Origin of the sequence: Sphingomonas sp. AOB5 (genome assembly GCF_029433115.1) — a bacterium.
Lineage (GTDB): Bacteria > Pseudomonadota > Alphaproteobacteria > Sphingomonadales > Sphingomonadaceae > Sphingomonas.
The window spans coordinates 1-13,395 of the sequence record NZ_JARNTV010000080.1 but is presented as its reverse complement, the minus strand read 5'-3'; the positions used below and the strand labels follow the sequence as shown (position 1 = coordinate 13,395).

Here is a 13,395-nt window from a genome sequence, read left to right as displayed (position 1 = left end):
ACGCCGCCCGCGCGCTGCCCGACGATATGCTCGGGCCCTTCCTGCTGGTCGCCCGCGCCGCCCGCGAAGGGCTGCCCTGCCCAAGCGATGCCGAGATCGCCGCGACCTATGGCACCAGCTCGCTCGGCCGCGCGCGCCGCCTGATCGCCTATATCGAGAGCCGCGAGCTGTTCGTGTGCCGCGTCGATCTGGCGGGCAAGCGTTCGATCACCATTCCGCGGCTCGGCTGGACGACCCAACCGGCCGAAGCCGCCTGATTTCCGCCCCGATCCTCGGCCACGCCTGTGGCATGATCTGGAAACCGCTCCTCGCCATCGCCCTGCTCGCTGCCCCGGCGGACGAACCCGAACTGCTGGTCATCGGCGACGGCATCGTCGATGGCGTGGTCAACGGCGTGCCCGCGCGGATCAAGCTGGATCCCGGCGCACCCGGATCGCCGATCTTCAATCCCGATTTCGCGGCGCGCGCGGGCTTCAAGCCCAGCATGATCGGCTTCATCGCCCGGATCGGCCCGGTGAAGGTGCCCGGCGCCACCGACGTCGTGCGCATCGATATCGGTCGCGGCGAATTCAAGCGGCGCGCGGGCTGGTTCCAGGTGCCCTATGTGACGGGCGCGGACGGCGCGATCGGGCCGGGCATGCTCGATGCGCCGGTCGTCCGCTACCAGATGCGCCCCGCCCAGCCCGGCGAACGCGCAGTCAGCCTGCCGATGGCGGACTATGGCCGGGCGGGGATCGGGACGAAGCTGCAGGTCGGCGGTGACACCATCGTCGTCCGCTTCAGCCTGATGCGCGACTACAGCATCGCCACCGCCGGGGCGGGCGCGGCCATCGCCCAGTTCCAGAGCGGCGCATTCGACAAGCCGCCCGAGCAGATGCTGGTCTATCTCGGCGTGATCCGCACCGTGCGCCACATGGCGATCCGCTCCCCGCTCGAGATCGGGCCGCTGTCGATTACCGGGCTGATGGTCCGCACCGGCGATTTCGGGACGACCGAGAGCATCCCCGAAGCCGATGCGCCCGAAGCCGATCCGGACGAGATCGTCGTCACCGGCGGCAAGAAAGGCCGTCGCGAGCTGCGCGTCGAGATCGGCCGCGACTATCTCGACAATTGCTCGTCGATCGTCTTCGACAAGCCGAAAAAGACGATCACGCTCAGCTGCCGCTGAACCGCGCCACCGCCCCGCGCAGCCAAGCTTCGGTCGCCTGCGGGTAGACGACCTGCAGCATGTGCCCGCCCTCGATCAGATCGATGGTCGCCCCCGGAATCGCCGTCGCGGTATCGGTGCCGTGCAGCGCAGGCGCCAGGATCGCATCGCCATGGCCATAGAGGATCGCCACCGGCACACGCAGTCCGCCATAAAGCGGCGCCTGACGCAGCATCGAACCGCGCGCCATCGCCAGCTCGAACGCCGCCGACCGGAAGCTGCGCGGCCGCAGCACCAACGCGCCGCCGCCGCGGGTCGCGAAATCGGCGGGCACCGGATCGGGCGCGAACACCATCGCCGACTTGGCCTTGCCGGTGCGCATGCCGATGGGTGTTGCCAGCGTCCATGCGATCAGCCCGGCAATCGCGGGCGGCACGTTCATCGCCTTGAACGCCTCGGGCGGCTGGTCGATCGGCTGGGTATAGGGCGCGATCAGCGCCAGCCCGCGCAGCTTCTCCGGATGCGCCAGCCCCGCGGCGAGCGACACCGCCCCGCCCATCGAATGACCGACCAGCACCGGCCGGTCGAGGCCCAGCCGCTCGATCAGCCCCATGACGATCTCCGCCTGGGTCTGGATATCGGGCCGCGGCGACCACACGCCCGAATGACCCCAGCCCGGCCGGTCGATCACGATGACGCGGTGATCCTTGGCCATCGCCTCCGCCAGATCGGCGAAGTTGCGCATCCCGCCCAGGATGCCGTGGATCATCACGATGGCCGGCTCACCCGGAGCGCTCTCGCCCCGGTCGGTGTAATGGACCCGCCCGCCCATCACGTCGGCGAACTGCCCGTCGGCGGGCACCAGCTTCTCGACGCCCTGCGCGATGAACCGCGCCCAGAATGCCAGCCCGGCGATCAGGATCGCCAGCAATGCCAAGATCCACCACAAGATGCTCATCGCCTCTCCCGTCAGGCGGTGATCCCGCCCCCTTGTTCGGCCTCTTGGGCCTGTCTTGCCCACATCTCGGCATAAAGCCCGCCCAGACGCAACAGTTCGCCATGCGTACCGCGTTCGGCGACGCGTCCGCTTTCCAGCACGACGATCTGGTCGGCATGGACCACGGTGGAGAGGCGATGGGCGATCACGATGGTGGTGCGGCCATGCTCGATGGCCTCCAGCGTCGCCTGGATATCGGCTTCGGTCCGGCTGTCGAGCGCGCTGGTCGCTTCGTCGAGGATCAGGATCGGCGGGTTCTTGACCAAAGTCCGCGCGATGGCGACGCGCTGCTTCTCGCCCCCGGAGAGCTTCAGCCCGCGCTCGCCGACGCGGGTATCGAACCCCTCGGGCAGTGCCTGGATGAAGCCGGCAATCGCCGCGCCCCGCGCCGCGGTGGCGACCTCCTCGGGGGAAGCACCCTCGCGGCCATAGGCGATGTTGTAGCCGATCGTGTCGTTGAACAGCACCGTATCCTGCGGCACGATCCCGATGGCGGCGCGCAGGCTGGACTGCGTGACCTGGCTGATATCCTGCCCGTCGATCGTCACCCGCCCGCCGGTCAGGTCGTAGAAGCGATAGAGAATCCGCGCCAGCGTCGACTTGCCCGCGCCCGAGGGACCGACCACCGCCACGGTGCTGCCCGGCGGAATGTCGAGATCGATGCCCTTCAGGATTTCGCGATCCGGATCATAGGCGAAATGTGCGCCTTCGAAGCGGACATGCCCGGCGCTGACCGTCAGCGGCTGCGCGCCGGCGACGTCCTTCACCTCGGCATCGGTGTCGATCAGGTCGAACATGCTGCCCATGTCGATCACCCCCTGCCGGATCGTGCGATAGACCATGCCGAGCAGGTCGAGCGGGCGGAACAGCTGGCTGAGCAGGGTCGAGACCAGCACCACTTCGCCGGGCGTGAACTGGCCGGTCGACCAGCCCCACACGATCAGCGCCATGCCGGCGCCCATCATCGCATTGGTGATCAGGCTCTGCCCGATATTGAGCCAGGCCAGCGAATTCTCGCTGACCGTCGCGGCCCTGGCATAGGCGGTCACGGCATCTTCGTAGCGCTTCGCCTCGCGCGCTTCGGCGTTGAAATATTTGACCGTTTCGAAGTTCAGCAGCGAATCCACCGCATGCGCCACCGCCCCGGTATCCAGATCGTTCATCTGCTGACGCAGCTTGGCGCGCCAGTCGGTCACCCAGCGGGTGAAGGCGATATAGACCACCACCATCGCCAGCGTGCCCGCGACCAGCCAGCCCGAGAAGCGCGTCGCGAAAATCTGGAGCACCAGTGTCAGCTCGAGGATCGTCGGCGCGATGTTGAACAGCAGGAAATAGAGCATCGTGTCGATGCTCTTGGTCCCGCGCTCGACCACCTTGGTGACCGCGCCGGTCCGCCGCTCAAGATGGAAGCGCAGCGACAATTTGTGGAGATGGCGGAACACGTCCGCGGCAAGCCTGCGCGTCGCATCCTGCCCGACCCGCTCGAACACCACGTTGCGCAGATTGTCGAACACGGTCGACCCGAGCCGCGCCGCGGCATAGCCGACCACCAGCGCCACCACGAGCCACACCGCGTCGCGCGATCCCAGCGCCATCCGGTCGATCGCCCCCTGCAGCGCGAACGGTGCGCCATAGACCTGCACCAGCTTCGACGCGACGACGAGCAGCATTGCGATCACGATCCGCGCGCGCAGCGCCGGGGCGTCGGCCGGCCACAGATAGGGCAGGAAACGGCGCATCGTGGCCCAGAGCGGCCGCTCGGGACCCGATTCAGATGTTTGCGGCGGCATCAAGCGGCATTTGGGGCGTCCGGCGCACCGATGCAACGGCTCGGCGGAACAGGAGGCGTTTCCATCCGTTAACACTTCGGAAGGAGCGAGCGATGGAGCCGGTCTATTTCGTGATGGCGATCCTGGGGTGCAGCGATGACGGCATGTCGTGCCAGCAGGCGCGCGTCGAGCCGGCCCGCTACGAAAGCGCTGCCAAGTGCAACGCCGCGATGGGCGGGGTCCTGCCCCGCCATGCCGATCTCGATTTTCCGGTGGTGGGTGCATCCTGCCAGGCCAAGTCGGGCCGCTTCGCCGAGAACCGCCCCGTCAGCCGTCCCGCTGTCCGTCCCGGCAGCTGAGATTCGCCTATCCCGCTGATTTCCTGTATTCTTCCGCTTTCGTAACGAATGCGGGGCGCTTTCGATGTTGAGAAAGATACTGGGCACGCTGGCCGGTGTGGTCGTGGCGATGCTCACCGTCTCGGCGATGGACGGGCTGAGCCATTATCTGTTCCCGGGCAGCGTCGCCAAATCGATGTCCTATGACGATATCGCCGCGGCGGTCGCCGCAGCACCGCTCGCGGCCAAGGCGATCATGGCGTGCGGCTGGTTCCTCGCCGCGCTGATCGGCGGGCTGGTGGCATTCCGTGCGTCGAACTGGGCGCCATCGGGCTGGATCGTCGCCGGGCTGATCTTCGCGGCGTGCATGATCAACGCCTTCATGATCCCCGGGCTGCCGATCTGGATGTGGATCGCAGGCGTGGTCGCGCCGCTGTTCGCCGGGCTGATCGTGCAGGGTACGGCGAGCGAGGCCTGAGCCTCAATCGTTCGCGGCAACCGGCTCGCGCACGATCGGCAGGGCCCAGCGGATCTGGTCGCGCAGCAGCGCTTCGAGATCCTCGGCACCGGCATTGTGCGCCGCCGCCCGCTTGCGCAGCAGGGTCACCAGCAGGTCGGCGCGGGTGTGCGGCGGCCGGGGCGTGTTACGTCCGCGCGCCATGGCGCGGGAAAGTTGAACCGAAAGAAGCGTCACGGGGCATAACCTTGGGGTCGGGGGGCCGTCCCCAAAATGCCCTGCCGCGACTTGCCGAAACCTTGCCGGACGCGGTTAACGCGGCCGTGTCCACAGTCCGTCGCGACTGACCGGCGGATAGAGCGACTTGCGCCGGATCGCCTGCCCCAGCGACCGCGCGATCCAGCCGATCTTCTCGAAGCCCGAGGTCGTCACCCGGTGATCCCAGGCATGCTCGCCCCGCGCCGCGACCTTGCGCGCGATGTCACCATAGATGCCCGCCGCCGCCAGCACCGCCCATGCCGAGCGCCAGCCAAGCGCGGGCGTTCCGGCCCGCGCACTCGCCTCATGCGCCTCGGCCTTTGCCGCCATCCGCCGCATCAGCATCGCCAGGCGCGATCGGAACGGCGGCTTCATATGCTGGCCCGGCGGGATATCGACTTCGACCAGCCATTCCTCGGGCAGGTAACAACGGCCGACCCGGTCATCCTCCTCCACATCGCGCGCGATATTGGCGAGCTGGAAGGCAAGGCCCATGTCGCATGCCCGGTCGAGCACCGCATCGTCATCGGGCTTCACCCCCATGATCACGGCCATCATGCAGCCGACCGTGCCCGCAACATGATAGGAGTAACGGTAGAGATCATTCTCCGACCGCGGGCGCCAATCGGCTGCGTCCAGCGCAAAACCCTCGACCAGATCCCACACGAAGCGGTGCGGCATGTCGGTCTCGGCCACCACGATGCGCAAGGCGTCGAACGCCGCATCGCCCACCCAATGCCCGTCGAGCGCGGCCTGGGTCTTCTCGCGGATCACCGCCAGCCTTGCCTCGGCATCGGTGACGGCGGTCATGCCATGGCCATGGTCCTGCCCATCGGCCAGATCGTCGCAGGCCCGGCACCATGCGTAGAGCAGTTGCGCCCGCTCACGGGTCTTGCGGTCGAACAATTTGCTCGCCGCGGCGAAACTCTTCGATCCGCGCGCGATCGATTCCCCCGCCGTTGCGACGATCGCCGCGCGCGAAGGGAGCATCCCGCTCAAAGATCCTCACGCTTCATATGGATGATCGGCACCGTGGGCTGGGCGTTGGTCAGCTTGTCGAGCAGCCCGTCGAGATCGTCATCGACCAGCAGCAGGCCCTGATGCTGCGGCCGGACAAAGCCGACATTGCCCATATGCTCCCAGAACTCGACCAGCTTGTCATAATAGCCGGCGATGTTGAGCAGCCCGATCGGGTCGCTGTGATAGCCGAGCTGCGCCCAGCTCAGCGCCTCCCACAATTCGTCCATCGTGCCGGTGCCGCCGGGCAGGTTGATGAAGCCGTCGGCCAGCTCGACGAAGCGCGCCTTGCGCTCGTGCATCGTGTCGACCACTTCCAGGCTGGTCAGCCCCTTGTGCGCCACTTCGGCATTGACCAGCGAGGTCGGGATCACCCCGATCACTTCGCCGCCCGCCGCCAGCGCGCTGTCCGCCACCGCACCCATCAGCCCGAGGCGCCCGCCGCCATAGACCACACCGATCCCGCGGCTGGCGAGCGAATGGCCCACCATCCGCGCCGCCTCGATATAGACCGGGTCCGCCGGGGTGGCCGATCCGCAATAGATGGCGATACGCTTCACTTATTCTCTCCAAGCATCAGATCCGCCGTCGCCTTGGCGCTGCCCACCACGCCGGGGATACCGGCGCCGGGATGCGTGCCCGCACCGACGAAATAGAGGTTCGAGATCGCATCGTCCCGGTTGTGCGTGCGGAACCAGGCGCTTTGCGTGAGGATCGGTTCCAGGCTGAAGCCCGAACCCAGATGCGCGTTCAGATCGGTCGCGAAATCGGGCGGCATATAGCTGAACCTGGTCACGATCCGCTCGTCCAGATCGGGGATCAGCCGCTTGCGCAGCTCGGCAAGGATGCGCGCCTCCAGCACCGGTCCGACTTCGTTCCAGTCCGCCGGGAACTTGCCCAGATGCGGCACCGGCACCAGCGCATACATCGTCGCATGCCCCTCCGGCGCCATCGCCGGATCGGTCGCGCTGGGATGGTGGAGATAGATCGAGAAATCCTCGCTCACCACGCCATGGTCATAGATGTCGGCGAGCAGCCCCTTGTAACGCGGACCGAACAGGATCGAATGGTGCGGCACATGGGGGAAGCTCCCCTTCAGCCCGAGATGCAGCACGAACAGCGACGGCGAGAAGCGCTTGCGCTCCATCCGCGCCGCGGTCCGCTGCGCGCTGCGCGATCCCTTCAGCAGGTCGCGATAGCTGTGGACCACGTCAGCATTGCTCGCCACCGCATCGGCCTCGAACACCGCGCCGCTCTTGGTGCGCACGCCGGTCACCCGCTCGCCCAGCGTGTCGATCGCGGTCACCGGATCGCCCAGCTTCACCACGCCGCCCAGCCGCTCGAACAGCGCGACCATGCCCGCGATCAGCCGATTGGTGCCGCCCATCGCCCACCAGACGCCGCCATCGCGTTCCAGCTTGTGGATCAGCGCATAGATGGCCGAGGATTTCAGCGGATTCCCGCCGATCAGCAGCGTGTGGAAGCTCAGCGCCTCGCGCAATTTCTCGTTCTTCACAAAGCCCGAAACGACCGAATAGACCGATCGCCACGCCTGATGGCGCATCAGCGACGGCGCCGCCTTCACCATCGACATGAAGTCGAGGAACGCGACCTGCCCGAGCTTCACATAGCCGTCTTCATAGACCCCCGCGGAATAGCCGAGGAAGCGGCGATACCCCTCCACATCGTGCGGCGCGAGCCGGGCCAGCTCGGCGCGCAGCTGGACGTCGTCATTGCTATAATCGAACACCGTCCCGTCGGGCCAGCTCAGGCGATAGAAGGGCGAGACCGGTACCAGCTTCACATCCTCGCCGATGTCACGGCCCGAAAGCTTCCAGAGTTCGCGCAGCGTGTCCGGCGCGGTGATCACGGTCGGCCCCGCGTCGAAGGTGAAGCCGTCCCGCTCCCAGAAATAGGCGCGCCCGCCCGGCTTGTCCCGGCCTTCGATCAGCACCGTATCGACCCCGGCCGATTGCAGGCGGATGGCGAGCGCCAGCCCGCCGAATCCCGCACCGATGACGACCGCACGCCTCACTTCGTGTTCCTCTTTATCGCCGCGACCGCGCGCCCGATCGGCACCGGCGGTTTCCCGCTCAACACCCGCAGCCGGTCGAAATTGGTCGACTGTCCCGCATAGAATCGCGCGATCAGCCGCGGATCGAGCCTATAGAAGCGTTCGAGCACGCGATAGCGCTGATCCGGCTCGGCCGCGCGGAACAGCATCGCCGCCAGCATGCGATAGAAACCGCGCGCCTTCCAGGTCCGCTTGGCATGGCGATAGAGCAGGTCGTGCAGCCCTGCGCCCGACAGATCGCCCGCCTTCGCCACCAAAGCCGCAGTGCGCACCGCATCGGGCAGCGAATAGCTGGTCAGCGGATGGAACAGCCCGGCGCGCACCCCCGCCTTGGCCACCTTGTTGCCGCCCGATTGCCAATAGGCATCGAAATCGCCCCCGATCACGACCGCGATCGATCCGGCCTCCTCGCGCTGGATCCGCTCGACCTGCCAGCCGCGCGCCGCGACATAGTCGTCGATCCGGCCCTTCATCGCCTCGATATCGGGCACATGCTCGTCGCTGTAATAGGTGTCCTCGAGGAACAGCCGCGTCGCCGCAAAGGGCAGCGCGTACATGAAGCGGTATCCGTCGATCTGCTCGACCGTCGCGTCCATCACCATCGGCCGCGCCACATCGTGCGGCTCGTGCAGCCGCAGCTCGCGTCCGTAGAATTTCTGCCAGCCCAGATCGAGCACGCCCAGCTCGGCCGGCCCGCGGCAATCGATCACGCCCCCGGCCTCGACCCGGTCGCCATCCGCCAGCACCACCGCCTTGCTGCTCGCCGCCAGCACCTTGCGCTTCATCATCAGCGCCTCGGGCGGCAAAGCGTCGCGGACCACCTGATCCAGCCGTTCGGACTCGATCGAATAATAGGGCGCGCGCAGCGTCCGGCTGTGCGCCGGAAAGGCCACGTCATATTGCGACCAGCCATAGGAAACGAGCGGCGCTACCAGCCAGCGTTCCGCCGCCGCCACATCGCTGCCGAAGAAGGACCAGAGATGATTGCCGCCGATCCGCGGGCCGCCCTCGATCAGCCGGATCGTGCAATCGGGCCGCTTCCTGGCCAGGCCGAGCGCGATCAGCGCACCCGCAAGGCCACCGCCCACGATCGCGACGTCACACTGGTGAATGGAAGGCATGAACTGCGGTTAGCGTAACGATTCGCCGCTGACAAATGCCCCCTCCGGCATTGCTGCCGGAGGGGCAGGAAGGTGGGAGAGAGGCGTGATGCGGCCTCGCTCCACTTCGAAATGCTTTGCGGGTGGGACCACGCACCCTTCTCCCTTGATGGGAGAAGGAGGGGCCCGCCGCGAAGCGGTGGGAGGATGAGGGTGAGCGCGCCTCAGGCGATGGCGCTCGTGGATGGCTCACCCCCTCCCAACCCTCCCCCATCAAGGGGGAGGGCTTAAGCAGTCACGCCGCCTTCAGCAGCGGCAATTCCTCGGCCATCGCCCGCGCCACCGACGGCCGCGCGCGCAGTTTCGCGCGGTAGCGGCGCAGCGCCGGATACGCGTCGAGGCTCACCCGCGCATGTTCGCACCAGTTGAGCACCGCCAGCAGATAGGCGTCCGCGACCGTGAACCGCTCCTCCAGGAACTCGCGGCCCGTCAGCTGCCGCTCGATCACCGCCAGCGGCCGCGCCGCCTTGGCCCGCGCCGCATCGCGCTCGGCATCGCTGGCATAGCCGAGCAGCGGCATGAACACGCCCTTGTGCAGCTCGGTCGCGACGAAGTTGAGCCAGGCGAGCATCCTGTAATGCGCGTCGGAGAAATTGGTGAAGGACAAGGCGCCTTCGGGGGCCAGCTCGGCGATATAGGTCAGCACCGCCGGGCCTTCGGTCAGCACGAAGCCGCCGGGCGTCTCGATCGCGGGGACATAGCCCATCGGGCTCAGCTCACGGAAATCGCGCCCGTCGGGCAGACGGCCGTCAGCGGGGACCTCGATATACTCGGCGTCCAGCTCGGCTTCCTCGATCGCGATCCGCGCGGCCAGCGAGCAGGCGAAGGGCTTGAAATACAGCTTCATGGCGACGGCCTCCCTCGGCGACTCCAACACTTGATTTTTGTACAATCTCGCATGAAAATAGGGTCGTCAAGGAATTTTATGCGAGATTGCACAGAAACCCCGAAGCGGCAGCGCGGCCGCCCCCGCAATTTCGATCGCGACGAAGTGCTGCACGCCGCCGCTTCGCGCTTCCGCACGCGCGGCTTTTCGGGGACCTCGCTCGACGAGCTGACCCAGGCGACCGGCGTCAACCGGCCCAGCCTTGCCGCCGCGTTCGGCGACAAGCGCGCCATGTATCTCGCCTCGCTGGAACGCACCTATGCCTGGCTCGAACAGAGCTTCGCCGGGCTGCACGATGCGAAGCTCCCGCTGCGCGAAATGCTCGAGCGGATGTTCCGCTACACGATCAACGTCTATCTGGGCGGCGAGGACGGTCCGTCGGGCTGCATCGCGCTGAACACCGCCATCGCCGAAGCAGTGGTCGATCCCGATATCCGCGCCGTGCTCGATCGCGTGCTGATGCTCGAGGATCGCGCGATCGGCGCACTGCTGGTCCAGGCCGGCAGCCCCAGTCCCGAAGCGCACACCCATATCGTCACCTCGGTGATCCAGGCGCTCAGCATCCGCGCCCGCACCGGCCGCCCGCGCGAGGAACTGGAGGCCATCGCGAAGAGCTGCGTGGATCTGGTGGCGGGGCCGGCCGCCGGCTGAGGCCCTGCGAAGCCGATTGCCGAAGCGATATCGCCGCGTCAGGATCGCCGGATGATCGCTTCGCTGCTCGCCGCCATGATCCCCGCAGCCGCTCAGGACGCACCGCTGCCGCCGGTCCATTATCCCGCGCTGCGTTCGACTGCGGCGAGCGTGCAGGAATTCATCCCGCGCGGATGGACGATCGAGCAGCAATCGGGCGGCGATCTGAACGGCGACGGCCTGCCCGATCTCGTACTGGCGCTGCGCAAGCAGGACCCGCGCAACGTCCTGCCGACCGGCGGCCTGTGCGGTGACACCTACGACACCAATCCGCGCATCCTGGCGATCGTCTTCGCCGTCCGTGGCGGCGGCTATCGCCTGGCAATGCAGAACAGCAAGCTGGTGCCACGCCGCGACAATCCCTGCGCAGAGGATCCGTTCGCCGCCGATGGCGCGGGCGGCGGCATGGAAGTACGCGAGGGCGTCCTGCACGTCCGGCTCGGGCGCTTCATGAGCGCCGGCGGCTGGAGCGCGGGGACGACCAGCTTCACCTTCCGCTGGCAGCAGAATGCGCTGCGGCTGATCGGCTATGACTATAGCAATGTTCAGCGCAACACCGGGGAGACCGCGTCGCTGAGCATCAACTATCTCACCCGTCGCGCACGCATCGCGCATGGCCGGATCGATTCGGACAAGGATGCAGTCCGCTGGATCGATCTGCCCCGCCGCGAGCTCGCCACCATCGACGAGGTCGGCGACGGGTTCGATTATGATCCCGAAGGACTGGTCGGCGCACTGTGACCGGAATCGTCCGCACGCCGCTGCGCATCACGCGCCCCGCAATCTACGCCGCGCTCGCGCTGGCGGCTGGCTTTGCGATCACCCTCGTCCTGATGGATCGCCCGCCGATCTGCACCTGCGGCACGATCAAGCTGTGGCACGGCGCGGTCCATTCCAGCGAGAACAGCCAGCATCTCGCCGACTGGTACACGTTCAGCCACATCATCCATGGCTTCCTCTTCTATGCCGCCGCGCATTTCTGGCTGAAGGGCGATACCCGCCGATGGGCCTTCCCCGCCGCCATATTGGTCGAGGGCGCGTGGGAGGTGCTGGAAAACTCGCCGATCATCATCAACCGCTATCGCGAAGCGACGATCGCGCTCGGCTATTCGGGCGATTCGATCGTCAATTCGATGGCGGATATCGGCTGGATGAGCTTCGGTTTCTGGCTGGCGACGCGCCTGCCCGCGCGCGTCATCATCGGTATCGCGATCGCATTCGAGCTGATGACCCTGCTGCTGATCCGCGACAATCTGACGCTCAACGTGCTGATGCTCGTCTGGCCGATCGATGCGATCAAGGTCTGGCAGGGCGGCGCCTGGCTGACCTGAGCACGCCGATTGGAAGTGGCGCCCCGCTCGACTAGAGGAGAGCGGTGAGCATCGCCCTCGCCATCCTCCTCTCCGCAATCGCGATGACCCTCATCGTCGGCGTGCGGTACCTGATCGTCAGCGGCGCCTTCGATCTGGCCACCCGCGCGAAGCATCCGGGCCTCTATCGCGGCCTCACCCCGCAGATCCGCAAGGAGATCGGCTGGAGCCTCGCCAGCGCCGCCATCTATGGCGTGCCGGCGGGCGTTGTCGCCTGGGGGTGGCAGAATCGCGGCTGGACGGCGATCTACACCGACGCATCCGCATATCCGCTCTGGTATGTGCCGCTGTCGGTGCTGCTCTATCTGATCGCGCACGACACATGGTTCTACTGGACCCACCGGCTGATGCACCGCCCGCGCTGGTTCCGCATCGCCCATGCCGTCCACCATGCCAGCCGCCCGCCGACGGCATGGGCGGCGATGAGCTTCCACCCGGTCGAGGCGCTCACCGGCGCTGTGGTAATTCCGCTACTGGTGTTCGTCATTCCGATCCACGCCGCCGCGCTCGGGCTGGTCCTTGCGATCATGACCGTTATGGGTGTGACCAATCACATGGGCTGGGAGCTGTTTCCGCGCTTCATGTGGCGGGGGGTGTTGGGCGGCTGGCTGATCACGGCGAGTCATCATCAGCGGCACCATGAGCAATATGGGTGCAACTATGGTCTCTATTTCCGCTTCTGGGACCGGCTTTGCGGCACGGATCGGGGTGTCGGCAGTTTCGAAAGCGGTCCCAAGGGCATGCATCGCCGCCGCCGCAGCGATGCTGCTGCCGGGGATGGCGCCGCTTCATAGCGGCAGCCTGGACGTCGAGATCGTCAAGCTGCGGTCGAACAAGGGCATGCTGCGCCTGTGCCTGACCACCGATCCCAAGAGCTTCCCCGACTGCAAGACCGGCCACGCGATCCGCCACAGCGTGGCGGCGACCACCACCCGCATCCATTTCGAGGGCCTGCCGCCGGGCACCTATGCGCTGGCGGTGATCCATGACGAGAATGGCAATTCGAAGCTCGACACCATGCTGGGCATGCCGAAGGAAGGCTTCGGCTTTTCGCGCAACCCGGGCATCGGCTTCGGCCCGCCCAAGTTCAAATCGACCAGCTTCACGGTCGGCACCGGCGCCGAGCAACAACAGGTGCGCATCCGGTACTTGCTCTAGGTTTTTCGGCACCGGCCCGCTCCCCCACCCGGCCACCCATAGAATAACCTTCCGTTGGGTGGCCGGGTGGGGGA

The 13,395-nt window shown here is 66.9% G+C and carries 16 protein-coding genes and 1 pseudogene; 9 read left to right on the top strand and 8 right to left on the bottom strand.

The window, feature by feature from the left end; genetic code table 11:
• Together P1X14_RS19995 and P1X14_RS19990 are read left to right on the top strand one after the other, a co-directional pair.
• Positions 1–257: pseudogene (locus P1X14_RS19995) on the top strand (ATP-binding protein); the annotation flags it as partial.
• A gap of 32 nt (positions 258–289) precedes the next feature.
• Complete coding sequence (locus P1X14_RS19990) at positions 290–1,168, top strand: hypothetical protein (protein ID WP_277317180.1); 879 nt, start codon at positions 290–292, stop codon at positions 1,166–1,168.
• Here P1X14_RS19990 and P1X14_RS19985 read toward each other — a convergent pair.
• Together P1X14_RS19985 and P1X14_RS19980 are read right to left on the bottom strand one after the other, a co-directional pair.
• The gene (locus P1X14_RS19985; protein WP_277317179.1) at positions 1,155–2,105 is read right to left on the bottom strand and encodes an alpha/beta hydrolase; all 951 of its coding nucleotides are present in this window, start codon (positions 2,103–2,105) and stop codon (positions 1,155–1,157) included. The genes P1X14_RS19990 and P1X14_RS19985 overlap by 14 nt on opposite strands.
• 11 nt (positions 2,106–2,116) lie before the next feature.
• Complete coding sequence (locus P1X14_RS19980) at positions 2,117–3,934, bottom strand: ABC transporter ATP-binding protein/permease (RefSeq protein WP_277317178.1); 1,818 nt, start codon at positions 3,932–3,934, stop codon at positions 2,117–2,119.
• A gap of 92 nt (positions 3,935–4,026) precedes the next feature.
• On the opposite strand from P1X14_RS19980, the gene P1X14_RS19975 reads away from it, so the two are divergent.
• Positions 4,027–4,272: a hypothetical protein gene (locus tag P1X14_RS19975; RefSeq protein WP_277317177.1), complete on the top strand. Its 246-nt coding sequence runs from the start codon at positions 4,027–4,029 to the stop codon at positions 4,270–4,272.
• Between the two features lie 64 nt (positions 4,273–4,336).
• A complete protein-coding gene (locus P1X14_RS19970) occupies positions 4,337–4,729 on the top strand; it encodes a hypothetical protein (RefSeq protein WP_277317176.1) in 393 nt (130 codons plus the stop codon).
• A 3-nt stretch (positions 4,730–4,732) separates the two neighbouring features.
• On the opposite strand, the gene P1X14_RS19965 is transcribed toward P1X14_RS19970, so the two are convergent.
• From P1X14_RS19965 to P1X14_RS19940, 6 genes are all read right to left on the bottom strand, one after another.
• Complete coding sequence (locus P1X14_RS19965; RefSeq protein ID WP_277317175.1) at positions 4,733–4,912, bottom strand: hypothetical protein; 180 nt, start codon at positions 4,910–4,912, stop codon at positions 4,733–4,735.
• A gap of 108 nt (positions 4,913–5,020) precedes the next feature.
• Complete coding sequence (locus P1X14_RS19960) at positions 5,021–5,956, bottom strand: phytoene/squalene synthase family protein (RefSeq protein ID WP_277317174.1); 936 nt, start codon at positions 5,954–5,956, stop codon at positions 5,021–5,023.
• A gap of 5 nt (positions 5,957–5,961) precedes the next feature.
• On the bottom strand, positions 5,962–6,543 hold the full coding sequence (locus P1X14_RS19955; RefSeq protein WP_277317173.1) for a TIGR00730 family Rossman fold protein: 582 nt from the start codon (positions 6,541–6,543) through the stop codon (positions 5,962–5,964).
• Entirely contained in the window at positions 6,540–8,018 is a 1,479-nt protein-coding gene (locus P1X14_RS19950) for a phytoene desaturase (protein WP_277317172.1), read from the bottom strand. Before P1X14_RS19950 ends, P1X14_RS19955 begins: the two co-directional genes overlap by 4 nt.
• The gene (gene crtY / locus P1X14_RS19945) at positions 8,015–9,178 is read right to left on the bottom strand and encodes a lycopene beta-cyclase CrtY (RefSeq protein WP_277317171.1); all 1,164 of its coding nucleotides are present in this window, start codon (positions 9,176–9,178) and stop codon (positions 8,015–8,017) included. Before crtY ends, P1X14_RS19950 begins: the two co-directional genes overlap by 4 nt.
• Before the next feature lie 274 nt (positions 9,179–9,452).
• The gene (locus P1X14_RS19940; RefSeq protein ID WP_277317170.1) at positions 9,453–10,064 is read right to left on the bottom strand and encodes a glutathione binding-like protein; all 612 of its coding nucleotides are present in this window, start codon (positions 10,062–10,064) and stop codon (positions 9,453–9,455) included.
• Between the two features lie 78 nt (positions 10,065–10,142).
• On the opposite strand from P1X14_RS19940, the gene P1X14_RS19935 reads away from it, so the two are divergent.
• The 5 genes from P1X14_RS19935 to P1X14_RS19915 are packed head-to-tail and all read left to right on the top strand — an operon-like array spanning position 10,143 to position 13,321.
• Complete coding sequence (locus P1X14_RS19935) at positions 10,143–10,754, top strand: TetR/AcrR family transcriptional regulator (protein ID WP_277317169.1); 612 nt, start codon at positions 10,143–10,145, stop codon at positions 10,752–10,754.
• 51 nt (positions 10,755–10,805) lie between these two features.
• Complete coding sequence (locus P1X14_RS19930) at positions 10,806–11,534, top strand: hypothetical protein (RefSeq protein WP_277317168.1); 729 nt, start codon at positions 10,806–10,808, stop codon at positions 11,532–11,534.
• 41 nt (positions 11,535–11,575) lie between these two features.
• On the top strand, positions 11,576–12,124 hold the full coding sequence (locus P1X14_RS19925; protein ID WP_277317182.1) for a DUF2585 domain-containing protein: 549 nt from the start codon (positions 11,576–11,578) through the stop codon (positions 12,122–12,124).
• Between the two features lie 50 nt (positions 12,125–12,174).
• Positions 12,175–12,957 carry a sterol desaturase family protein gene (locus P1X14_RS19920; RefSeq protein WP_277317181.1) on the top strand — a complete coding sequence of 261 codons (783 nt, stop codon included), beginning with the start codon at positions 12,175–12,177 and terminating at the stop codon, positions 12,955–12,957.
• The gene (locus P1X14_RS19915) at positions 12,941–13,321 is read left to right on the top strand and encodes a DUF2141 domain-containing protein (RefSeq protein ID WP_277317167.1); all 381 of its coding nucleotides are present in this window, start codon (positions 12,941–12,943) and stop codon (positions 13,319–13,321) included. Before P1X14_RS19920 ends, P1X14_RS19915 begins: the two co-directional genes overlap by 17 nt.
• Positions 13,322–13,395: the final 74 nt, after the last annotated feature.

Coding starts and splice junctions, on each gene's coding strand:
- P1X14_RS19990 (WP_277317180.1), top strand. CDS start 290: ATGATCTGGAAACCGCTCCTCGCCATCGCCCTGCTCGCTGCCCCGGCG.
- P1X14_RS19985 (WP_277317179.1), bottom strand. CDS start 2,105: ATGAGCATCTTGTGGTGGATCTTGGCATTGCTGGCGATCCTGATCGCC.
- P1X14_RS19980 (WP_277317178.1), bottom strand. CDS start 3,934: ATGCCGCCGCAAACATCTGAATCGGGTCCCGAGCGGCCGCTCTGGGCC.
- P1X14_RS19975 (WP_277317177.1), top strand. CDS start 4,027: ATGGAGCCGGTCTATTTCGTGATGGCGATCCTGGGGTGCAGCGATGAC.
- P1X14_RS19970 (WP_277317176.1), top strand. CDS start 4,337: ATGTTGAGAAAGATACTGGGCACGCTGGCCGGTGTGGTCGTGGCGATG.
- P1X14_RS19965 (WP_277317175.1), bottom strand. CDS start 4,912: ATGGCGCGCGGACGTAACACGCCCCGGCCGCCGCACACCCGCGCCGAC.
- P1X14_RS19960 (WP_277317174.1), bottom strand. CDS start 5,956: ATGCTCCCTTCGCGCGCGGCGATCGTCGCAACGGCGGGGGAATCGATC.
- crtY (WP_277317171.1), bottom strand. CDS start 9,178: ATGCCTTCCATTCACCAGTGTGACGTCGCGATCGTGGGCGGTGGCCTT.
- P1X14_RS19940 (WP_277317170.1), bottom strand. CDS start 10,064: ATGAAGCTGTATTTCAAGCCCTTCGCCTGCTCGCTGGCCGCGCGGATC.
- P1X14_RS19935 (WP_277317169.1), top strand. CDS start 10,143: ATGCGAGATTGCACAGAAACCCCGAAGCGGCAGCGCGGCCGCCCCCGC.
- P1X14_RS19930 (WP_277317168.1), top strand. CDS start 10,806: ATGATCGCTTCGCTGCTCGCCGCCATGATCCCCGCAGCCGCTCAGGAC.
- P1X14_RS19915 (WP_277317167.1), top strand. CDS start 12,941: ATGGCGCCGCTTCATAGCGGCAGCCTGGACGTCGAGATCGTCAAGCTG.